General features: G+C 46.7%; 19 protein-coding genes and 8 tRNA genes. 21 read left to right on the top strand and 6 right to left on the bottom strand.

Annotation, left to right across the window (positions count from 1 at the left end; genetic code table 11):
- Nucleotides 1–340 precede the first annotated feature (340 nt).
- From M0415_RS03025 to purM, 4 genes are all read right to left on the bottom strand, one after another.
- A complete protein-coding gene (locus M0415_RS03025; RefSeq protein ID WP_086904703.1) occupies nt 341–2,014 on the bottom strand; it encodes a M28 family metallopeptidase in 1,674 nt (557 codons plus the stop codon).
- A gap of 197 nt (nt 2,015–2,211) precedes the next feature.
- A complete protein-coding gene (locus tag M0415_RS03030; RefSeq protein WP_011626525.1) occupies nt 2,212–2,958 on the bottom strand; it encodes an HAD-IIA family hydrolase in 747 nt (248 codons plus the stop codon).
- A 140-nt stretch (nt 2,959–3,098) separates the two neighbouring features.
- On the bottom strand, nt 3,099–3,743 hold the full coding sequence (gene purN, locus M0415_RS03035; protein WP_086904704.1) for a phosphoribosylglycinamide formyltransferase: 645 nt from the start codon (nt 3,741–3,743) through the stop codon (nt 3,099–3,101).
- A complete protein-coding gene (gene purM, locus M0415_RS03040; protein WP_249555727.1) occupies nt 3,743–4,780 on the bottom strand; it encodes a phosphoribosylformylglycinamidine cyclo-ligase in 1,038 nt (345 codons plus the stop codon). The genes purN and purM overlap by 1 nt, the downstream gene beginning before the upstream one ends.
- 327 nt (nt 4,781–5,107) lie before the next feature.
- Between purM and upp the strand changes: the two genes are divergently transcribed.
- Both upp and M0415_RS03050 read left to right on the top strand, forming a co-directional pair.
- Complete coding sequence (upp, locus tag M0415_RS03045) at nt 5,108–5,734, top strand: uracil phosphoribosyltransferase (RefSeq protein WP_249555725.1); 627 nt, start codon at nt 5,108–5,110, stop codon at nt 5,732–5,734.
- Between the two features lie 203 nt (nt 5,735–5,937).
- Nucleotides 5,938–7,344: a GGDEF domain-containing protein gene (locus tag M0415_RS03050; RefSeq protein ID WP_249555723.1), complete on the top strand. Its 1,407-nt coding sequence runs from the start codon at nt 5,938–5,940 to the stop codon at nt 7,342–7,344.
- Between the two features lie 83 nt (nt 7,345–7,427).
- On the opposite strand, the gene M0415_RS03055 is transcribed toward M0415_RS03050, so the two are convergent.
- Nucleotides 7,428–8,747 (bottom strand): Na+/H+ antiporter family protein, encoded by a 1,320-nt coding sequence (locus tag M0415_RS03055; protein WP_249555721.1) that lies wholly within the window; start codon nt 8,745–8,747, stop codon nt 7,428–7,430.
- 370 nt (nt 8,748–9,117) lie between these two features.
- Between M0415_RS03055 and M0415_RS03060 the strand changes: the two genes are divergently transcribed.
- Complete coding sequence (locus M0415_RS03060; RefSeq protein ID WP_011623136.1) at nt 9,118–9,723, top strand: peroxiredoxin; 606 nt, start codon at nt 9,118–9,120, stop codon at nt 9,721–9,723.
- Between the two features lie 74 nt (nt 9,724–9,797).
- Here M0415_RS03060 and rnt read toward each other — a convergent pair whose 3' ends face one another.
- Entirely contained in the window at nt 9,798–10,466 is a 669-nt protein-coding gene (gene rnt, locus M0415_RS03065) for a ribonuclease T (protein ID WP_249555719.1), read from the bottom strand.
- A gap of 142 nt (nt 10,467–10,608) precedes the next feature.
- Here rnt and motY point away from each other — a divergent pair, with 142 nt between their 5' ends.
- From motY to M0415_RS03155, 18 genes are all read left to right on the top strand, one after another.
- Nucleotides 10,609–11,481, top strand: coding sequence for a flagellar protein MotY (motY, locus tag M0415_RS03070; protein WP_249555712.1), 873 nt, complete (start codon nt 10,609–10,611; stop codon nt 11,479–11,481).
- A gap of 1,037 nt (nt 11,482–12,518) precedes the next feature.
- Nucleotides 12,519–14,699, top strand: coding sequence for a prolyl oligopeptidase family serine peptidase (locus M0415_RS03075; protein ID WP_249555710.1), 2,181 nt, complete (start codon nt 12,519–12,521; stop codon nt 14,697–14,699).
- Between the two features lie 170 nt (nt 14,700–14,869).
- Nucleotides 14,870–15,271 carry a tol-pal system-associated acyl-CoA thioesterase gene (gene ybgC / locus M0415_RS03080; RefSeq protein WP_011626519.1) on the top strand — a complete coding sequence of 134 codons (402 nt, stop codon included), beginning with the start codon at nt 14,870–14,872 and terminating at the stop codon, nt 15,269–15,271.
- The gene (gene tolQ, locus M0415_RS03085; protein ID WP_011626518.1) at nt 15,261–15,947 is read left to right on the top strand and encodes a protein TolQ; all 687 of its coding nucleotides are present in this window, start codon (nt 15,261–15,263) and stop codon (nt 15,945–15,947) included. Before ybgC ends, tolQ begins: the two co-directional genes overlap by 11 nt.
- Nucleotides 15,947–16,381, top strand: a complete 435-nt coding sequence (gene tolR / locus M0415_RS03090) for a protein TolR (RefSeq protein ID WP_011623130.1) — start codon at nt 15,947–15,949, stop codon at nt 16,379–16,381. The genes tolQ and tolR overlap by 1 nt, the downstream gene beginning before the upstream one ends.
- Nucleotides 16,382–17,404 carry a cell envelope integrity protein TolA gene (gene tolA / locus M0415_RS03095; protein WP_011717445.1) on the top strand — a complete coding sequence of 341 codons (1,023 nt, stop codon included), beginning with the start codon at nt 16,382–16,384 and terminating at the stop codon, nt 17,402–17,404.
- 9 nt (nt 17,405–17,413) lie between these two features.
- Nucleotides 17,414–18,742 carry a Tol-Pal system beta propeller repeat protein TolB gene (gene tolB / locus M0415_RS03100; RefSeq protein WP_249555708.1) on the top strand — a complete coding sequence of 443 codons (1,329 nt, stop codon included), beginning with the start codon at nt 17,414–17,416 and terminating at the stop codon, nt 18,740–18,742.
- 46 nt (nt 18,743–18,788) lie between these two features.
- The gene (pal, locus tag M0415_RS03105; protein ID WP_011717443.1) at nt 18,789–19,325 is read left to right on the top strand and encodes a peptidoglycan-associated lipoprotein Pal; all 537 of its coding nucleotides are present in this window, start codon (nt 18,789–18,791) and stop codon (nt 19,323–19,325) included.
- 24 nt (nt 19,326–19,349) lie between these two features.
- Nucleotides 19,350–20,102 (top strand): tol-pal system protein YbgF, encoded by a 753-nt coding sequence (ybgF, locus tag M0415_RS03110; protein ID WP_249555706.1) that lies wholly within the window; start codon nt 19,350–19,352, stop codon nt 20,100–20,102.
- A gap of 142 nt (nt 20,103–20,244) precedes the next feature.
- Nucleotides 20,245–20,320 (top strand) — tRNA-Lys (locus M0415_RS03115).
- 54 nt (nt 20,321–20,374) lie between these two features.
- Nucleotides 20,375–20,450 (top strand) — tRNA-Lys (locus M0415_RS03120).
- A gap of 37 nt (nt 20,451–20,487) precedes the next feature.
- Nucleotides 20,488–20,563, top strand: a tRNA-Lys gene (locus M0415_RS03125).
- Between the two features lie 37 nt (nt 20,564–20,600).
- Nucleotides 20,601–20,676 (top strand) — tRNA-Lys (locus tag M0415_RS03130).
- A gap of 35 nt (nt 20,677–20,711) precedes the next feature.
- A tRNA-Lys gene (locus M0415_RS03135) sits at nt 20,712–20,799 on the top strand.
- Between the two features lie 38 nt (nt 20,800–20,837).
- Nucleotides 20,838–20,913, top strand: a tRNA-Lys gene (locus M0415_RS03140).
- 35 nt (nt 20,914–20,948) lie between these two features.
- Nucleotides 20,949–21,038 (top strand) — tRNA-Lys (locus M0415_RS03145).
- Between the two features lie 35 nt (nt 21,039–21,073).
- Nucleotides 21,074–21,149, top strand: a tRNA-Lys gene (locus tag M0415_RS03150).
- Nucleotides 21,150–21,316: 167 nt separating this feature from the next.
- Nucleotides 21,317–22,480 carry a DcaP family trimeric outer membrane transporter gene (locus tag M0415_RS03155; protein ID WP_249555704.1) on the top strand — a complete coding sequence of 388 codons (1,164 nt, stop codon included), beginning with the start codon at nt 21,317–21,319 and terminating at the stop codon, nt 22,478–22,480.
- The last annotated feature ends 56 nt before the right edge of the window (nt 22,481–22,536 follow it).

Here is a 22,536-nt window from a genome sequence, read left to right on the forward strand (position 1 = left end):
TTGATCTGCATGTAAAATGGTTATGGCTGATGGTTGTTTAATTTATCGTGCATTTTTATGAATAAAATGTTTTTGGTTATTGGTTGCGAAGCGGGATATTGGCAAATACATAATGTTCACTCAATAAAATCCGTTTTTGGCAAAATCATGATAAATGTGAGCAAGATAGTGATCCAATCACAAATATTGCTGATTTAATGAACAGTTTGTCGGCGGTCATTGCACGTGTTGTCACAGCCAAGGTCAAACTGTGAGTCTAAAGTGGGGCGGCTGATAAAATAATAAGGCACCTCTCAAGGTGCCTTATGGGATGTTTCAGCGATGAATCGTTTTCAAGTGTTTACTTTGCGGCCGTGGCAAGTTCCGTTTTGGCAGGACGCAGGCTGTTGAACTCAGTGCCTTGATAATAGCCAGGCCAATCTTGGCTGTTACCTAAGGTGCGAGTCACTTGATAGTAAACTTCGAGATCTTGAATCGCACCGCTCAGATCCCAGTCTTCATGGTATTCATCGCAGACATTGTGGTAGCAGCCCTTCATGGTCGCTTGCATTTGAGTCTTATAGCTTGCGGTTGCAGCATCTATGGGTTCGCTTCCTCCACCGGCAAAGACCGCAGGCACGCCAAGTTTGGCAAAGCTGAAGTGATCAGAGCGGAAGAATCCGCCCGACGCAGGATTCTTTTCACCCAAAGCAATACGGTTTTGCTGTTTGGCGGCATCGACTAAGTAGTTTTCAAGCTCGGACTTGCCTTTACCGACGATAGTGAAGTCCTTGGTTTTTCCATAAATATTGGTGCTATCTAAGTTGAGTACTGCCACTGTTTTATCAATGGGGTAGATTGGGTTGGCAGCGTAATAGCGTGAGCCGAGTAAACCTTGCTCTTCACCTGTCGTCGCGATAAAGGTCACCGAGCGCGCTAAGCCGTGGCCCTGTTTGGCGTTATCGGCCAGTTGTCTGGCGATTTCTAAAATGCCCGCAATGCCCGATGCGTTATCCATGGCACCGTTGTAAATCTTATCGCCTTCTTTACTGTCATCTTTGCCAATATGGTCCCAGTGGCCGGTAAATAGGATTTGCTCATCGGCTTGCTGAGTGCCGGGAAGGGTGGCGACAACGTTATAGCTGTTGGCGTATTCGGCTTTGTTTTTAAAGGCGATATTGGCCATTTGCTCAAGGGGTAAGTTAATTGGACTATCGGCGGCGCGCGCCATCAGCGTTGGTAGGGATAAACCCGCTTTTTCAAATAATTGTGTAGCAGCATCTAAGGTTAACCAGCCTTCGACTTGCACGCGGCTGTCTTGCTCGGCTTTGCTGAGGACTAAATCTTGCTGCGCGCCAGTCCAGCTGTTTTCAACCACGGACCAAGGGTAAGAAGCAGGCTCGGTATCGTGAATGATCAACGCCCCGAGTGCGCCTTGACGGCTGGCTTCTTCAAATTTGTAACTCCAGCGACCATAGTAGGTCATATCTTTACCGTTAAACTTACCAGAGTCAGGGCGGGCAAAGCCGGGATCGTTCACAAGGATCACCGCAATTTTGCCTTTCATATCCACATCTTGGTAATCGTTCCAGCCATATTCCGGCGCATTTACACCGTAGCCAACAAACACTAAGGGGGCGTTTTCGATATTGACGCCGCCATTATCGTGACGACTGTTTAAGACGATATCTTTGCGATAGGTTAACGGCAATCCTGCCAAGCTGATTTGCTGCACATCGTAGGCGGTATAACTCACCATAGGTACAGGTTGTAAAAAACTGCCTTGATAGGCGCCTTTGAGTCCCATTTCGGCAAAGGCCTTAGACAGGTAGTCTAAGGTGAGCTTTTCACCGTGGGTAGTGGGGGCGCGGCCTTCAAACTCATCGGAGGAAAGGTTTTTAATGTCGTTTCTAAAGCGTGCTTCATTCATTTGCACGGGTTTCAGTGCTGCACTGCTGTTGGCATCGGGCTGGGCCGAATTAGGGCTGCAGGCGCTGAGCATGGCTAGCGCGCAGACAGGATACAAACGTCGCATAGGTTAATCCTACTGTTGTTTTTAGGGCGTATTTCACGCATATATCAAAGGGGTATGTCGTGCCTTATCATGAAGCAAGCGCTATTGGGGGACAAGGGAGAGCCAAGGGGAAAAATGTTACTTAATGTTGCTTTACCGTATCGAGTCTGTTGTGGTTCTCAGCACGCTAAGGTGCTGAGAATCGGGCGATTTAAGGATTAAACTACATCAATATCGCCGGCGCAGGCGAATACATGATTTGGGCGGAAAGGCTCTTTATCGATATCTTCAAGCTTACTCACGCCGCTGGTGACCAGAATAGTCTCAAGCCCTGCTTGAAAACCCGCCAGAATATCGGTGCGCATATTGTCGCCAATAATCACGGTATTTTCGGAATGACCGTCGATATGGTTGAGCGCTGAGCGGATAATCCACGAGCTGGGTTTGCCCACATAAAAGGGCTTTTTACCGGTAATGCGCTCTATTGGTGAACACAGGGCGCCGCAGGCCGGACTGTAAGCGGGGCCGTGAGTGTCGGGATTGGTGGCGATAAAACGGGCACCGCGGGCGACGAATCCGGCGGCCTTATGGATCATATCCCAGTTATAGGAGCGGGTTTCACCGACAATCACGAAGTCGGGATTAATGTCAGTAATGGTAAAGCCAGCCTTGTAGAGCTCATGGGTGAGGGCGCCTTCGCCAATCACAAAAGCTTTACTGCCTTCCTGATGCTTTAAAAAATCGGCGGTGGCCATGGCCGAGGTGTAAAAACATTCTTCTGGTACGTCTATCCCGGCGGCGCTGAGGCGGTTTTGCAGATCTTTACCCGTTTGTACTGGGTAATTGGTCAGAATAACGAGGGGATTGCCTTGGTCGAGAACGCGGTGGATAAATTTATCACTGCCGGGGATCAGCTTATTGTCGTGCAGGAGTACACCATCGATATCGCAGATAATATTTTTCATCTAATAGTCTCTTGTATGCCGAACAAAATCACTTTTCGTTAGCTTATCTAATGCCACATTAGGCGAGAAAACAATGATTTTGTATTACAAGGCGAAAAAAAAGAGACCCTTAAGGTCTCTTTTTTTTCGCGAGGCAGTGTTTAATCGGGGGCGTAGCCGTTAGGTCCGATTAAGGTGCCATCGAGATAGGCTTGGCCGTCCTGCATCTTGAGGCGTTGATGGCTGAACCATTTCACCACCAAAGGATAAATCGCATGCTCTTGCTCATGGACACGAGCGGCGAGCATCTCAGCAGTATCATCCTCATAAACAGGGACTTTTGCCTGTAAAATCACTGGGCCAGCATCCAGCTCTGGGGTGACAAAATGCACACTGGCGCCATGTTCTGTGTCTTTGGCATCAATGGCGCGCTGGTGGGTATTTAATCCGGTATATTTAGGCAGCAACGAAGGGTGGATATTGATCATGCGTCCTAAGTAACGATTCACAAAATCGTTGGTCAGAATACGCATAAATCCGGCCAACACGATCAAGTCAGGTTGGTACTTTTCAATTGTTGCCATTAACCGTGCATCGTACTCAGAGCGAGATTCACCTGAATGAGCAATCACGCAGCTGGTATCAATTTCACTATGATGGGCGCGAATTAAACCGTAGGCATCGGGTTTATTACTGATCACTCCGACAACTTCGGCCTGCAGATTATCGTCACAACCGTCGATAACGGCTTGCAGGTTACTGCCATTTCCGGAAATTAATACAACTACACGACAGCTTTGGGGCATTACAGGATCTCCACTTGCTCTTCATTGCCTTCGCGAGCAGCGATAGCACCGATTAGCCAAGCTTGTTCGCCTTCGGCGGCGAGCAGTGCCAGTGCGGCATCGACTTTATCGGCTGGCAGCGCAACGATCATGCCGACACCACAGTTAAAGGTGCGGTACATTTCATATTCTGCAATGTTACCGTTTTCCATTAACCAGTTGAAAACGACAGGCCATTGCCATGAATCACCTTGGATAACGGCTTTGCAGTCTTCAGGCAGTACGCGGGGGATGTTTTCCCAGAAACCGCCGCCAGTGATGTGCGCCATTGCGTGCACGTCCGATGCTTCGATCAGCTTGAGCAATGATTTAACGTAAATTTTGGTTGGTTCTAACAGATGTTGGATCAATGGCTTGCCATTGAGATCCTGTTGAGGGTCCGCTTGGCTGACTTCTAATACTTTACGCACTAATGAATAGCCATTTGAATGAGGACCGCTTGAGGCTAAGGCGATCAGCGCATCACCCGCAGCCACTTTACTCCCGTCAATGATGTCGGCCTTTTCAACCACGCCCACACAGAAACCTGCGAGGTCGTAATCTTCGCCTTCATACATGCCTGGCATTTCAGCGGTTTCGCCGCCGATTAACGCACAACCAGATTGGAAACAACCTTCGCCGATGCCGTTAACAACCGAGGTTGCTGTTTCTACATCGAGCTTGCCTGTTGCGTAGTAATCGAGGAAAAACAACGGCTCAGCGCCTTGAACGATCAAGTCGTTCACACACATAGCCACTAAGTCGATACCGACTGTGTCGTGTTTTTTGTAATCGATAGCTAAACGCAATTTAGTACCAACACCATCGGTGCCTGACACTAAAACAGGTTGCTTGTATTTAGTGGGTAATTCACACAATGCGCCAAAACCACCTAAGTTGCCCATTACCTCTGGACGACGGGTACGTTTAACAGCCGCTTTAATGTTACTTACCAGTGCATTACCAGCATCAATATCAACGCCAGCGTCTTTATAGCTCAGTGGGGTAGGAGTGCTCACGGAGGATCCTCTCGGGTACATCGTTATTGGATTTTTATGCGGCGGTATTCTACCAGCTTGTGCTAGGGGTCGAAAGCCATGATTTGGATTTATCGCCTTGCGGGGAGTATTTTTAGCTTCACAGGGGGATATTTCACATTTTCTATCCTGCGATTGGTCATAAAATAGTAGATGAATGGGCGTATCTTAAGCGATAGGCAATAATTCTTGGGATATTGCTCACGATTAGCTCGAATGGCAAAACTTTATGTTTTACCCAATAAACAAATCATCTAAAATCTGAAAAATTTGCCTAAGATATTTCGCGAACAACAGTAGGAGAGAAAAATGAAAGTTGTCGAGGTTAAACACCCGTTAGTGCGTCACAAAATCGGCCTGATGCGTGAAGGTGACATTAGCACTAAACGTTTCCGTGAGCTAGCCGCCGAAGTGGGCAGCTTGTTAACCTATGAAGCTACCGCAGATTTCGAAACCGAAACTGTTACGATTGAAGGCTGGAATGGTCCAGTGGATGTGGATCAGATCAAGGGCAAAAAAGTGACTGTTGTGCCAATCCTGCGTGCGGGTTTAGGCATGATGGACGGCGTGCTTGAGCATATTCCAAGTGCGCGTATTTCGGTTGTGGGTATTTACCGCGACGAAGAAACCTTAGAGCCAGTGCCATATTTTGAAAAGCTGGCCAGCGATATGAATGAACGTATCGCGCTGATTGTTGACCCTATGCTGGCAACCGGCGGCTCAATGATTGCGACGATCGATCTGCTGAAAAAACGCGGTTGTACGTCAATTAAAGCCCTAGTGTTAGTTGCCGCGCCTGAAGGGATTAAAGCCCTTGAAGCGGCTCACTCAGATGTTGAGCTATATACTGCCGCTATCGACAGATGCTTAAACGAGAAAGGCTATATTCTGCCTGGTTTAGGCGATGCTGGTGATAAAATCTTCGGTACTAAATAAAAACGAGATGACTTAACCGTCATTAAGATTCGATAGGGGAGCTTAGGCTCCCTTTTTGTTTTTGGCGTTCGTAATACAATATTCATCGCCCCTTCCCAGTGCTTGAACTAGAGTTAACAATAAGATTTATTTCAATTTAATACTTGAACAATGCAATTGTTCGTTATATTCAATTCATTTTAAGTAAGATGATCGCAGGGATTATGATTAGTACAAAACTCAGTTGGGCACTGGTTCGTCAATCCTGTTCACTGGCAACATTGATATTTGTTGTCCTGCTGCTGATCCTCTTACCCTTCAAAATCGATAAGGAACATAAGGCTTTCGTTCATTTCCTGAGGGCAAAACACACTGTGCCAAGTTATGTGGAGCTGCTAGGAAAAGGCTTGTCGTTACACGATATTATTGATTTTGATAGCGCGCTGCTTGCGCCCTTTAAGCTTGACCCTTCGCGCTTATTATTGCCTCCCGGGAGCCATTTGCTGCCGGAAGAAGAGCAAATCATTCGTTATTTTGACTACCTCTATTCGAGTCGCAAGAATGCGGTTCGCGGGGCTTTTGTCTATATCGGCTTATATAAAAGCAATGCCTTGTATGTGGCATCCCCAATTCCGGAAGAAGTGAAAAACCGATTAATTCACGATCATATTTTGACCAATGAGTTCTGTCAGCGGCTGCATTATTGCAGTAAGGACGCGTCGGCGGAGTCCTTGGCGGACGGTATCGTGTTATCGATTCCTTACGTCGATGAAATTACAGGAAATGTTATTTTCTCTATGGCGGCGCCGATTTCATCTTCCCACGATCCTGCGCATATGTGGGGGGATGTGATTGCCGATACGGCATTTATGGCATCGGGATTTATGCGGGGTAAAGACTATGAGTCGGTGATGACCCCTTATGGCACCGATATCGTGATCACTGGCGACAGCCTCTGGACGCGTATTACACCAGAGTTCTTGTTTTATCCCATGAGCAATCATCTGGATAACCTCACCACATTAACCTACAAAGTCAGTGTATTACGCTTTGTGGTTCAGTATGTTCCCCTATGGTTCTTGTTGTGCGTGTTAACTGTTATCTTCCAACTCAGGTATATGCGCCTTAAACAGCTGCGAGCAGAACGTCAACGGTTCGGCGAGGCGATGCTGCAGGATCCTTTTACTAAAACCTACAATAAGAAGGTCTATGAGACGCTGATATTTAAGGCGGCGACTGAGGGCTTGTATGCGGTGATCTGTATCGATGGCGATAAAATCAAAACCATCAATGACACCTACGGTCATAAACTGGGCGATATGGCAATTCTGCAAATTGTTGAAGCCATGCGGGCGGTATTTCGGGAGAATGACTTGTTCATCCGCACTGGTGGGGACGAATTTGTGGTGATCCTCAGTAATTGCTCCCAGGATAAAGCGTTACAACTTGCTCATAAGCTTAAAGAGAATGTTGAGCAGCGCCAGTTCTTAAGCATGCTAACGGTATCGTGCGGGGTGGCAGATTCGAGCGGCTATCCATCCTTTGATTCTGTGTTACAGGCGGCGGATAAGGCTTTATACGTGGATAAGGCCAAAAAGGGTGGGCATGTGTCCGATAATAGCCTGCGCTGAGTTCCTTTTACTGAGCTAGCTAGACATTAAAAATTAGGCATAAAAAAGCGTGGTCTTGCCACGCTTTTTTATTGCTATCAGTCCTAGAGCACCATGGCGGCAATCCAACCAAAGACCAGTAAAGGGATATTGTAATGGATAAAGGTTGGGACCACGCTGTCGCGAATATGGTCGTGCTGACCATCGGCATTTAAACCCGAGGTCGGGCCCAATGTTGAGTCAGATGCTGGTGAGCCAGCATCGCCCAAGGCCGCAGCGGTGCCGACTAACGCGATAGTTGCAGGCACTGAAAAACCAAAGCTTAAGGCTAAGGGCACGTAAATCGTCGCGATAATCGGAATGGTCGAGAAAGACGAGCCAATGCCCATAGTGATCAAAAGACCGACCAGTAACATCAAAAAGGCGGCGAGGGCTTTATTGTCGCCAATCAATGAACTTAATGACGAGACAAGTGTGCCGACTTCGCCGGTTTCTTTGACTACCGCAGCAAAACCTGCGGCGGAGATCATGATAAAGCCGATATTGGCCATCATGCGCACGCCTTGAGTGAAAATATCTTGATCGGCAACGTGCTTGAGCGCGCCCGAAAAACTGAAGATCATAAAGCCGACTAAGGCGCCGAAGATCATCGAATCGGTTTCAAGTTGCACAAACAGAGTCGCCAGAATCGCAAACGCAGCGATAACGATATTGCGTTTATTGAGGCTTTCTTCAGACTCGGCGGTCAGTACCTTAGCTTCATCGTAAACCCTAGGTTTGCGGTAACTGAAAAATACCGCGATCAACAAGCCAACCACCATACCGGCGGCGGGGATCAGCATGGCAGGGGGAATTTGATCTCGTACGGCGACCAATCCATTACCCGTCAGGTTAGAGAGCAATATATCATTCAAGAAAATCCCGCCAAACCCCACGGGTAAAATCATGTAGGTGGTCACAAGACCAAAGGTCAGCACGCAGGCGACCAGACGACGGTCGATATTCAGCTTGGTCATCACATGCAGCAGCGGCGGCACGAGTATCGGAATAAAGGCGATATGGATCGGCAGGATATTTTGCGACGCCATCGACATAGCAAGCAGGGATAACAACAATAACCAGCGCACCCAGTTGGTGTTGGTGGCATTGGGGTCCTTGCCAAGGCTTTTAATAATGGAGTTGGAGATCAGTGTCGTTAAGCCCGAATGGGATAGTGCCACAGCAAACGCCCCGAGTAAGGCATAACTGAGAGCGATTTGTGCGCCGCCACCTAATCCCGTATTGAAGGCATCAATTGTTTGATGCAGATCCATTCCCCCGACCAAACCGGCAACGAGGGCACTGATAGTGAGTGCAATCACCACATTCACCCTCGCCAAACTGAGGGCTAACATTAAACACACTGCAATAACGACTGCATTCATAGACAATATCTTAATTCTGTAAACCAAAGGGACTATTTTTGACTGCAAAGGCCGTGTCTGTCCAGTTTACGGCGGCTTAATCTGAAAAATATCTGAAAATGTGAATTGGGTGGGTTTTTACTGTTAGACGAATGTGTTCTCGTACGCTTACCACTCGTCCAGATTGCTCTATCCTTAAGCAGTAGTGTCAAAATGCCCTTGAAAAATGTGATATTGGTCTTAAATAGGTTGTAAGGCAAAACGCACGACTTATAATGCCTAAAGATTTGATTGGTAAGCTCCCTTAAAGACACTCGCACAAATCGGTGCTAGCGTGTTTAAGGGATGTTTTACTTTAATAGTTAGTTCAACTCATAGATGGAGATATAAAATGAGCGTATTAGTAGGCCGTCCGGCTCCTGATTTTACTGCTGCAGCTGTATTAGGTTCTGGCGAAATCGTAGATAGCTTTAACTTAACTGCGGCCATCAAAGGTAAGCCAGCGGTTGTATTTTTCTATCCACTTGACTTCACTTTCGTTTGTCCATCAGAGTTGATCGCTTTCGATCACCGCATGGAAGAGTTCACTAAGCGTGGTGTTGAAGTGATCGGTGTGTCTATCGATTCTCAATTCACTCACAACGCATGGCGTAACACCCCTGTAGAAAAAGGTGGTATTGGCCAAGTGAAATACACTTTAGTTGCTGACGTTAAACACGACATCTGCAAAGCATACGATGTTGAGCACCCAGAAGCTGGCGTGGCTTTCCGTGGTTCATTCCTGATCGACAAAGAAGGTATGGTACGTCACCAAGTGGTTAACGATCTGCCATTAGGCCGTAACGTTGACGAAATGCTGCGTATGATCGACGCCCTACAATTCCACGAAGAGCACGGTGATGTGTGCCCAGCGGGTTGGGAAAAAGGCGACAAAGGTATGAACGCAAGCACTGAAGGTGTTGCGGCTTACTTAGCAGAAAACGCAAGCTCTCTGTAATTTGCAGATTTTCGCGTAATAAAAAAGCTGCCCTAGGGCAGCTTTTTTATTGGACGGTCGATAAGCATTAACGCTTATTCCTCACCATCTGCATCCTCTGACTCACCCGCGGCTAATAATGGCCAACCACCTAACTGCTTCCAGCGGTTAACTATGTAGCAAAACAGCTCTGCGGTGCGCTCGGTATCGTAAAGTGCTGAGTGAGCCTCTTTATTATCGAAGGGGATCCCCGCCATAATGCAGGCTTTGGCCAGCACGGTATGGCCGATAGCTAAGCCTGCGAGTGTTGCCGTATCAAAGGTAGCAAAAGGGTGGAAGGGAGAGCGTTTTAAGTCACAGCGCTCAATCGCTTTACTCACAAACCCATGATCGAAGGCGGCATTGTGCGCCACGATAATACTGCGGTGACAATCTGAGGCCTTCTGCGCCTTTTTAACGGCTTTAAAAATCTCTAAAAAGGCTTCTTTTTCGCTTACGGCGCCGCGTAATGGGTTGGTGGGATCAATACCATTAAAGGCCAGCGCCTCGGGTTCTAAGTTGGCGCCTTCAAAGGGCTCAATATTGAAATGCAGGGTTTTATCAATGCCGAGCATGCCTTCATCATCCATTTTTAACAGCGTGACGGCTATTTCCAGCAACGCATCGGTTTGAGAGTTGAAGCCCGCGGTTTCGACATCTATCACTACCGGAAAGTAGCCTCGAAATCGGTGTTTCAATTTGTTTGCGTCGCTAATATCGCTCATTAAAGTACCCAAGAAAAATGATAGGGCGCTATTATGCTAAATGTACTAGGATGTGTCATGTTTGATTGGTGGTTTTATGAGCTAAAGGAACTAAAAAGTTTGCCGATAAAACTTCGTAACCGAATAAACACGAGTAAGGGCTATGTGGCGAAAACTGATATTAGTATCAATTTTATGCGTTCCAGCAACTGCAATGGCAGAGTTGCGCCACTATGTGGCCTCTTTGGGCGAATCCCAATGGCGAGTCAGTCAAAACAGCCCCATCATATGCCGTCTTGAGCATGATATTCCATCTTACGGTAAGGCGATTTTCACCAGCGAAGCGGGTAAACAGTTAAATCTTAACTTTACCTTGGACATGTGGGTGAAACCGGACCAAGTCACACAGGCGACCTTGATGAGTCGCGCCCCCCAGTGGCGTCCTGGCGTAGTATCGAAAGAAATCACTTCATTACGTTACCAAAAGTACTTTAATGGTGAAGTGCCAAAACGTGCCGCTTGGTCGATGTTGAGCGAACTGAGCCGTGGCATGGAGCCGACGTTTTATTATGCCGATTGGTATAACGAATCGAATAAAATTGCGGTAGGGCTGTCGGCGGCGAACTTTGGCCGTAAATATGCTGAGTTTAAGTCGTGCCTATCACACTTATTGCCATACAGTTTCGAGGATATCGCCTTTACCGTACTTAACTATGAAGAGGGCGGCACCGATTTAACTCGTTTCTCACAGCAGCAGCTTTCCCGCATTCAGGAATACTTATCCTACGATCCGGATGTGGAGCTGGTGTTAGTCGATGCCTATACCGACAGTTACGGTGGTCGTTCCGTTAACCAAAAAGTGTCGGATAAGCGCGCAGAATCGGTAAAAGATTTCTTTGTCGCCAGCGGTATTCCGCAGGATAGAATAGTCACCGTCGGCCATGGTGAGCGCCGTCATGTGGCGTCGAATGATGATATTGAGGAGCGAGCACTCAACCGCCGCGTCGTTATCCGGATCAGTAAGCCGCTGATGTGATATTTGGCTCTAAGTTCTAGTTTCGTTCAGTTTAAATACACCTCATTTAAACCAACAATGCCAAGTATTCGGACTTGGCATTGTCATTTCTGAAGCGTGCATCTCGTGAACGCATGAATGTTACTCCAATCTCAGTCATTCAAGCTTATGGCTTATTATACCAATCGTATTAAATATCTGTTCATTCAGCGGGAGTTAAACGGGCTTTAGACAAGGCGAAGGCTTGAAGGCATAGTGGCGCTCTGTCGAAAGCCTTAAACACAGTATAAAGCCCATTCAACCCCGCCCTTCGGGAGCCTCACAGGCATCTCACTCCCGTGTTACATTGACTTAAAAGGGAATAACCATTTCTTCGTCAATGCGCCTTGGATTGAGAGGCCTGTGAGGCTCTGAACTGATTAGATATTTAATGTGATTGGTATTAAAAGTGCGGCAATGCTAAGAGTGACGTCAAGGCATAAGTTTATTGCTGCGTTTTTAGGGAAGAGGATTAGATTTTTATGTAACAAAAAACGACTGAAAATCGCTAGAATTTCGCGGTGTGTTTGAATCGAGATAAAAAAAAGCCCGCTTAATCTAAGCGGGCCGCAAAAAATGCATTTGCAATCAACAAATTGAAGGAAGGAAGTCAAGCATAAGAACCAGGGATGAACTGACATCTTAAAAAGACACCAGTTTAAAAGTTCTTTGTTTTCCATATCCGCTAGCGGATATCTCCTGAAAACAAGCACATTCTAGTGCGTCCCAAGGGCTCAAGCAAACGAGAAAAATTGCCTAGACACATTAGTAAAACTAATGAATAATTAAGTGATTTAGCTCACTTAAGTCACTATTTAGCTTGATTAACAGCTTGTCAGTCAGAATTAATGCATAAAAATACACTTCAATAAACTCATCATTGCTACCACTTTGTTAAATCTTGCCTCTTAGCGAGAAAAGCTCATCTTTTGCTGCGGCATTGCCATGAAAAATTTTGCTTGTATAGTACTTGCTGCAAAAGAGCGTTAAGCCGGATATCACTAAAAGGACGATAAAAGATGGCATTAAGATTTCGCCTTGCCCAGCAAGGTTTATTAGTGGCCACATTGGGCATGGCGTTGGCCGCCTGCCAGAGTGGCAATACGCCAGAAGAGGCCGCACAGCAGGTCAGCGCCAACAAATTGGTTTACCCAGAAACCCGAAAAGACAACTTAGTCGAGACGATTCACGGTGTTGCAGTGGCGGACCCTTACCGTCACCTTGAAGAAAACACGCCAGAAACCGAAAGCTGGGTCAAAGAACAACAGGCCTTTGGTCAAGCATACCTAGCGAAGATCCCCAACAAACAAGCCGTGGTTGACCGTATCACAGAGCTGTGGAACTACGAGAAAATCTCTGCTCCTTTCGAGAATGGCGATAACCAGTTTTATTACCGTAACGATGGTTTACAAGCGCAATCTGTACTCTATGTAAAAGGCAAAGATGGCGTTGAGAAACCTGTACTGGATCCAAATGGTTTTTCAGCCGATGGGACTGTGGCGCTTTCCGGCGTATCAGTCAGTAATGACGGCAAGATTTTAGCCTATGGAGTGTCTAAGTCAGGCTCTGACTGGCAGCAGTGGCAGTTTATCGATATTGCCACGGGTAAAAAGCTTAAAGATGAACTCAACTGGATTAAATTCTCCAGCGCAGTGTGGGATAAGGAAAACCAAGGTGTTTTCTATGCCCGTTACGATGCACCCGCGGGCGGTGATTTACTGGCTGATGTGAATTTTAATCAAAAAGTGTATTACCACAAGTTAGGCACAGATCAGCGCCAAGATTTATTGATTTACGAACGCCCACAAAATAAAGACTGGGGCTTCGGCATCGATGTGTCTGAGCAGGGCGAATATTTACTGTTGTCAATTTCCCAAGGCACAGACAAACGGAATCGTTTCTTCTATAAATCACTGTTTGAACCTAAAGCGCAGGTGGTGGAATTAATCCTTAACCTCGAGGCGGAATATGAGTTTTTAGGCAATGATGGCGCCGTATTTTATTTCAAGACCGATTTAGATGCGCCAAACGGTAAAGTGATTGCCATCGATACCCGTAATAGTGATAAATCCCAGTGGCAAACCATTATTCCAGAATCGAAAGATCCTATTAATAAAGTGGCCATTATTAATGACCATTTAGTCGTGAGTTATTTGCACGATGTATTGGGACAGTTATCGATTTTCAGCATGGGCGGACAAAAGCGTCAGGATGTCACTTTACCTGGTAAAGGTAATGTTGCCGGACCTTTCGGCAAGGCGAGCAAAGACTATTTCTACTATGTCTTTAACAGCTATATTCAACCCGAAACTACCTATAAGTTCGATTTTAAAACGGCAGAGTCGACAGTGGTTGCTAAGCCGCAGGTGTCGTTCAATCCCGATGACTATGTGTCTGAGCAAGTATTTTACACCAGCAAGGACGGTACTCGCGTCCCTATGATGGTGTCCTACAAGAAGGGGCTGGTGAAGAATGGTCAAAACCCAACGCTACTCTATGCCTATGGTGGTTTTGCGATTTCAATGACTCCGCGTTTTAGTCCTGCCAACATCGCTTGGTTAGATATGGGCGGCATTTACGCCGTACCAAGCCTACGTGGCGGCGCCGATTACGGTGAAAGCTGGCACCAAGCTGGGATGTTCGATAAAAAGCAAAATGTGTTTGATGACTATTTTGCGGCGGCCGAATACCTAATCAACGAAAAATACACTAACAGTACTAAGTTAGGTGCTTATGGTCGCAGTAACGGTGGTTTGTTGATGGGCGCTGCTGTCACTCAACGTCCTGAACTGTTTGCCGCCGTGTTACCGGCCGTGGGTGTGCTGGATATGTTGCGCTTCCACAAGTTCACCATTGGTTGGGCTTGGACCAGTGAATACGGCAGTGCCGACAACGCTGAGCAATTCCCTGCCTTATTGGCTTACTCGCCTTACCATAACGTTAAAGTCCAGGCCTATCCTGCGACTATGGTGATGACGGCCGATCACGATGACCGCGTAGTTCCGCTACACAGCTTTAAGTTTGCTGCCATGATGCAAGAGAAGCAGCAGGGCGATAAACCCGTCATTATGCGCATTGAGTCTAATGCAGGGCACGGTGCCGGCAAACCAACAGCGATGAAGATCGACGAGTTTGCCGACATTTACAGCTTCCTGTGGCAAAGCTTCGGGCTGACATTGCCGCAAACTCTCGCAAAATAGCGAACTATGTTAATGAAATGGGGTCGTTTGACCCCATTGTTATTTACAAATCCCTCAATTGCGCTGAAACCCGCGCTATCCCTATCTATATCTTCGTCGGGTCATTCACAAGTCTTGTTTCCCTAGGTATAGTAAGCGTCAATTTTTCAACCAAAATTTGCTGATTTCAAATGACGTTTAATTGGCCCATTTCAGTCTATTACGAAGACACCGACGCTGGTGGAGTTGTCTATCATTCGAACTATCTCAATTTTTTTGAGCGGGCGCGAACCGAGTGGTTAAGAGCTTTAGGCGTAAGCCAGACTGCACTGTTAGCCGATGATACGGCGTTTGTGGTTAAGCGGGCGGAATTGGATTTTAAAAAAGCCGCGCGTTTTGAACAGAACCTTATTGTAGAAACTAAGGTCATAGAGTTGAAAAAGGCCTCGTTGGTATTTCATCAACGTTTGGTTGATCATCAGGGAGACTGTTATTGTGAAGGCACAGTGCTAGTAGCCTGTGTTGCCTTATCACGAATGCGGCCCCGAGCTATCCCCTTAAATATTGTGCAGGAGTTTGACAGTGCAAGCTGATATGTCGATTGTCGGGTTATTTTTACAAGCCAGTTTATTAGTGAAATTTGTGATGTTCACTTTACTTTGCTTGTCTGTAATGTCTTGGACGGTGATTTTACAACGCCGTAGCTTATTGACATCTGCAAAAAGTAAATCGGCAAAATTTGAAGATAAATTTTGGTCAGGCGTTGATTTAAATCGTCTGTATAAAGAATTATCGGCTCGTCCAGATAATACTGGCTTAGAGTCATTATTTGTGACGGGTTTTAAAGAATATTCACGTCTAAATAAATTAAATAGCAAAGTGCCCGATGCAGTGATGGATGGTACTTCACGTGCCATGCGCGTCACCTTATCCCGTGAATTAGAAAAGTTAGAGGCCAACTTACCTTTATTGGCAACCATTGGTTCGACTAGCCCTTATATCGGTTTGTTTGGTACGGTATGGGGTATTATGAATTCATTTATCGCTATCGGCTCAATGGAAAACGCGACGCTTGCCATGGTGGCGCCAGGTATTGCAGAAGCACTGATCGCAACCGCAATGGGTCTGTTTGCGGCAATCCCTGCTGTTATCGCTTATAACCGTTTTGCCACCCAAGTTGAAAAGCTGGAAATCGGTTACGCTAACTTTATGGAAGAGTTTTCTAGCATCCTGCATCGCCAAGCGTACAGTGAGAAGGAAGGCGTATAATGCAAGTCGGTTATCAGCGTAAACGTCGTCGCCCCGTTGCCGAAATCAACGTGGTGCCTTATATCGACGTCATGCTCGTGCTGCTGATTATTTTCATGGTAACAGCGCCGATTGTGACCCAAGGGGTGAAAGTGGAGCTGCCTCAAGGTGCGGCGGAAGTGCTGCCTGCGGACAGTAAGCCGCCAGTAGTAGCGTCTATCGATGCCGACGGCGCTTATTTCCTTAATCAGGGCGGTTCCAATAACGAAGAGATGGAATTGGATGAGTTAGCCACCGCCGTTGCGGCGATCATGGTGACTGAGCCTGAGCGCCCAGTGGTGGTGAAAGCCGATAGAAATATTCCTTACGATAACGTGATCCAATTGATGGTGACCCTGCAGCAGGCAGGCGTTCCCTCAGTCGGTTTGATGACGGATTCACCCAAGGAGAAATAGGTGGCGGATAATTCAAATGTTGCATTACCTCTGTCGATTTCAGCAGGTATTCATATTGGCGTGATAATTATTCTGGCTATTGGCATAGATTTCACCCATAAACCTGAACCTGTGCAACAAGTTAGCGCCCCTGCAGTAAAAGCTGTTATGGTTGATCAGCAAAAAGTGGCTAATCAAGTTGAAAAGCTTAAGCAGGAAAAGCGCGATGCCGAGCGCCGCGAACGTGAGCGCCAAGCCGAACTTGAGCGCAAAGCACAGGAAGCAAAGCAAGCCCGTGAGCGTGAACAGGCACAGTTGAAGAAACTGGCGGAAGAACGTAAGCAACAGGAAATTGAGACCCAAAAGGCCAATGATGCCGCGAAAGCCGCGCAGGTGAAGCAGCAACAGGAAAAGGAAAAAGCGCAGAAAGCTGAAGCCGACCGCAAGCAGAAGGAGCAGGAACGTAAACTTGCTGAAGATGCAGCTCAAAAAGCGGCGGAAAAACGCAAAGTAGAAGAAGCTGCAGCCGCGAAAGCCGAGGCTGACCGTAAGCAGAAGGAAGCCGAAGCCAAGGCGAAAGCCGAGGCAGACGCTAAGGCCAAAGCGGAGGCAAAAGCCAAGGCCGATGCAGAAGCGAAAGCAAAAGCCGAAGCTAAGGCAAAAGCGGATGCTGAAGCCAAGGCGCGTGCCCAGCAAGAGCAGGAAATGGCCGATGCGTTAGCCGCCGAGCAGGCTGCGTTATCGCAAACCATGAATAAGCAAATGCAAACGGAAGTGGGTAAATACACCGCGATGATTAAATCGACGATTCAACGTAACCTAGTGGTTGACGAGTCGATGCGCGGTAAAACCTGTACTGTTTCTGTGCGTTTAGCCAATGATGGTTTTGTGATCAGCAGTCAGACGCAGGGGGGCGATCCTAATGTGTGCCGTGCAGCAAAAGCGGCGATCTTAAAAGCGGGCAAGTTACCAGTGTCTCCGGATCCTGCGGTTTATAACTTGATGAAAGAAATTAACTTAATCGTTGAACCAACGTTTAATTAAAGGAGTCCCATGAAAATTTTGGCAAAATGGTTAGCATTGGCGGTTCTGCTTTGCACTATGCCGGCAAAAGCGGCGCTGGATATTGTGATCACTGAGGGTGTGGATGCGGCGCGTCCAATCGCAGTGATGCCATTCCAATGGCAAGGTGCGGGTGCGCCACCCCAGGCGATTGCCGATGTGGTGATGTCTGACTTAATTCGTAGCGGTACCTTCAAACCATTAGATGAATTAGGGTTACCACAACGTGGTATCGGTGCCTTAGCCCAGTTTGACGCGAGCGCGTGGGCCAATGTCGGTGCCGAAGCTGTCGTCGTGGGGTCGGTAAAACCTTATGGTACGGATCAGTTTTTGGTGAGTTTTGACCTTATCGATTTGGTTAAAGCGCAAAACCAAGCGTTAAAAGGCCCTACCAGTGCTACGGAATTTTTGATGGACAGTCGCCAAACAGTGATTTCTGCGGCGCAGTTCCGTCAATATGGCCACCGTATTAGCGATATCGTCTATGAGAAGTTGACGGGGATTCGTGGTGCGTTCTTAACCCGTATTTCTTACGTGGTGGTGAATCACACTCAGAAAGCGGCTTATTCACTGATGATCGCCGACTATGACGGTTATAACGAGCAAATGTTACTGCGCTCTCCAGAGCCGCTGATGTCGCCTTCTTGGTCTCCCGATGGTCGTCGTTTAGCCTATGTAAGCTTTGAAAACAAAAAGGCTGAGATTTTTGTTCAGGATCTTTACACCCAAGTACGTACAAAGGTGAGCAGCTTCCCTGGCATTAACGGTGCACCGACTTTCTCGCCAGATGGTAAATCCTTGGCTGTGACCCTCTCAAAGGATGGTCAACCTGAGATTTACGTTATCGATATCGCCACTAAGGCAGCAAAACGTATTACCAACCACTATTCCATCGATACTGAGCCATCTTGGTATCCCGATGGCAAGTCATTGTTGTTTACCTCCGAGCGCGGTGGTAGACCACAGTTATATCGTGTAGATTTAAATTCAGGCAAAGTGATCCGTGAAACCTTTGAAGGTGAATGGAATTTAGGTGGTTCGATTACCCCTGATGGTCGCAGCATGATTTTTGTGAATCGCACAAACGGTAAATTTAATATTGCACGTATGGATTTAAGTACGCGCTTTATGCAGGTGCTGACATCGACACGTTTGGACGAATCTCCAAGTGTGGCCCCTAATGGTACTATGGTGATTTATGGCACTACGTATCAAGGCAAGCAAGTTTTAGCAGCTGTTTCTACGGACGGACGCTTTAAAGCGAGATTACCGGTAGGTCAGGGTGAGGTGAAATCACCTTCTTGGTCTCCGTTTCTCTAATGTATTAGCTCGATTTATTCACATTTAATTTTATAAGGAACAGATAATGGATCTGAACAAGTTGTTAAAAGCTATGTTGGTAGCACTTCCAATTATGGCTATTAGTGCGTGTAGCTCAACTTCTGAATCAGAAACTGATGCAATGGGCTCTACAAACGGTTCTGGTAGCGAACTGAATGGTGGTGGCGTTCAAACTGGCGGTATTGGTGGAATGTTGTCACCTGAAGAGCAACAACGTCAGCAACTCGAGCAGTTGAGAAAAGAACACATCATTTACTTCGACTTCGACCGCAGTGAAGTTCAAACTGAATTCGCCGCCGTACTCGAAGCCCACGGTACTTATTTAGTTGAGCACCCAAGCGTACGCGTATTGATTGAAGGTCATGCCGACGAGCGTGGCACGCCAGAATACAACATCGCACTGGGTGAGCGTCGTGCTAAAGCTGTTGCTAAATACTTACAAGGCATGGGTGTACAACCTAGCCAAATGAGCATCGTAAGCTATGGCGAAGAGAAGCCACTTGACTTCACTCGTACCGATGAAGGTTTTGCTAAAAACCGTCGTGCAGTTTTAGTTTACTAAGATTGAATTACGGAGAGTAACTAGATGAAACGTGCCGTCTTAATTACGGCAATGTTCTTCGGCGCAGGAGCTGCAGTGGCAGCTCCTGCTCCTGTTGAAGATATTGCTGGTGGTTCAGGTGATGACAGACTTGCTCGTTTAGAGCGCATTGTAAAATCGAGACAACAAAGCGAAATTGATATGCAGCGCCGTCTGGATACTTTGCAGCAAGAAGTTCTCGACTTACGTGGTTTGACCGAACAACAGAATTATCAAATAGAGCAGATGCAACAACGTCAGCGTCAGCTTTACGATGAAATTGCCAATTTATCCTCCAAAGCCGCTGCCGCGCCAGCTGCTTCTACTCCTGCAACGCCCGCTGCAGTGGCCGCAACCGCCAATGCCGCCGCCAGTAGCTTAAGTGAAACGGCCAGCTACGAAAGTGCGGTGAACTTAGTGCTGAAAGAGCGCAAGTATGACGATGCTATTCCAGCGTTTCGTGCCTTCATTAAACAGTATCCAGATTCAGTCTATGCTGCCAACGCCAACTATTGGTTAGGACAGTTACTGTTTAATAAGAGTGAATTTGCTGAAGCCAAACAAGCCTTCAATACCGTCGTAACCCGTTTTAGTGATTCCAACAAACGTGGTGACAGTCTAGTGAAGCTTGGCATGATCGCAGAGAAAACCGGTGATAAAGCCGGTGCGACTCAATACTACCAACAAGTAGTAAAAGACTACGCCAACAGCGCTGCAGCACGCATTGCTCAACAACAATTGGCTGCAATTAAAGCATAATTAACTAAAAAACATACTCTTAGTCTGTTTTTCATGCAAACGACAAAAAATTGGGAATTTACGCTTGCATGGGAAAATGAAAAAGGTATTATAGGCGCCCTCGGAACGGCGAGGTCGTTCGGGGCGCAAAATACCAGTAAATGGGTCGTTAGCTCAGTCGGTAGAGCAGTTGGCTTTTAACCAATTGGTCGAAGGTTCGAATCCTTCACGACCCACCACTTACTCTAGTAAATAGAATAAGTTAGCGGTATTTGAAGTGTTGTAAATAAGATGGGTCGTTAGCTCAGTCGGTAGAGCAGTTGGCTTTTAACCAATTGGTCGAAGGTTCGAATCCTTCACGACCCACCACTTTACTGAAAGTGAATAAATCAGTGCCAAAACAGATGGGTCGTTAGCTCAGTCGGTAGAGCAGTTGGCTTTTAACCAATTGGTCGAAGGTTCGAATCCTTCACGACCCACCACTTTACTGAAAGTGAATAAATTAGTGGCAAAATAGATGGGTCGTTAGCTCAGTCGGTAGAGCAGTTGGCTTTTAACCAATTGGTCGAAGGTTCGAATCCTTCACGACCCACCACTTTTCTGAGAGTGTAAAACTCAGAGTCCTTAGATGGGTCGTTAGCTAAGTCGCTTATTTTATAAAGCGAGGGCAGTTGGCTTTTAACCAATCAGTCGAATGGTTTAAATCCTTCACGATTCACACACTTTTCTGAAAGTGTAAAATTAAGAGTACTAGATGGGTCGTTAGCTCAGTCGGTAGAGCAGTTGGCTTTTAACCAATTGGTCGAAGGTTCGAATCCTTCACGACCCACCACTTTTCTGAGAGTGTAAAATTCAGAGTTCATAGATGGGTCGTTAGCCTGTCGCTTATTTTATAAAGCGAGGGCAGTAGGCTTTTAACCAATCAATCGAATGGTTTAAATCCTTCACGATTCGCCACTTTTCTGAGAGTGTAAAATTCAGATTCCTTAAATGGGTCGTTAGCTCAGTCGGTAGAGCAGTTGGCTTTTAACCAATTGGTCGAAGGTTCGAATCCTTCACGACCCACCACTCTAAAATTCCCTAGTAAACTCCTCTTTAGCTTGCAATCCCAAAGTATTTTCGCGTTATATTCAGCATTTTCTACTTTTGTCTCATAGACTTATTGCCAATGTTGCTCGCTTGTTAAATTGTCCATATTGGCTGCGGACAAATAATAACAACTGGGGAAACATAAAATGAAACAAGCAAAACTTAGCTTGCTTTACTCTGCAACCTTATTGGCATTTATGGGCTCTGCCAATGCGGCTTCTTTAAAAAATACTGACGTTGAATTTGGTGGCTATATCAAGGCGGACGTGATGTTCAGCGATTATGGCAATGGGGCACCCGATTCGGGGGATTTATCCCGTCAGTTTTACGTACCGGGTACCATTTACGGTAAAGACGGCAACGGTAACCAAGTGGTGGATTTCCAAGCCCGTGAAACGCGATTTAATTTTAAGGCGGCAACGGACCTTGATGGTCATAGCTTGTCGGGCTTTATTGAACTGGATTTCATGACCCACACAGATGGCAATGAGCGGGTGTCTAACAGCTATTCACCACGTATCCGCCATGCCTATGTATCCTATGATAATTGGATCGTAGGTCAAACCTGGACCACATTCCAAAACCCTGCGGCTCTGCCTGAAAACCTCGACTTTGTGGGGGCTGCAGATGGTACGCCCTTTGTGCGTCAATCGTTACTGCGTTATACCCATGGCAACTTCCAATTTGCGATAGAAAACCCTGAAACAACGGTAACTCCGAATCAAGGTGGCGCACGGATCACCAGTGGTAATGGTGTCGTGCCTGATGTGGTGGCACGATACAATCTCAAGACGGACGGCGGCGCCTCATTCTCGTTTGCGGGTATTGCTCGTCAACTCAATTTAGAAACCAAAATCGGTGCGACCCAAATCGATAGTTCGAGCTTTGGTTACGGCGCCAGTGTGGCGGGGATTATCCCCATTGGTAAAGATGATCTGCGCTTTACCGCAACCTATGGTGATGGTTTAGGGCGTTATATGGCGCTTAACTACATTAATGCGGGTGTGTTAGATGCGAGCGGCGATATCGAATCCATTCGTACCTTCGGCGGCTTTGTGTCTTACCGTCATTGGTGGAACGAACAGTGGCGCACCAGTGTGACATTTTCTGGTATGCAAGCGGATAATGATGTGGCTTTAACGGGCACAGGGGTGAATAAGGATGCCTATTCTGGCTATATCAACCTGTTGTATTCCCCTAGTAAACCACTGACCTTTGGGGTGGAATATATGTACGCCCAAAACAGTAAAGAGAATGGTGATGATGGTGATTTAAGCCGGATCATCTTCTCGGCGAAGTATGTGCTCTAACGTTTGATGTAATAAATAAAAAGGAGACCTGAGGTCTCCTTTTTATTTGGTATTAG

The sequence above is a fragment of the Shewanella sp. 10B genome (assembly GCF_023475885.1).
GTDB lineage: Bacteria > Pseudomonadota > Gammaproteobacteria > Enterobacterales > Shewanellaceae > Shewanella > Shewanella mangrovisoli.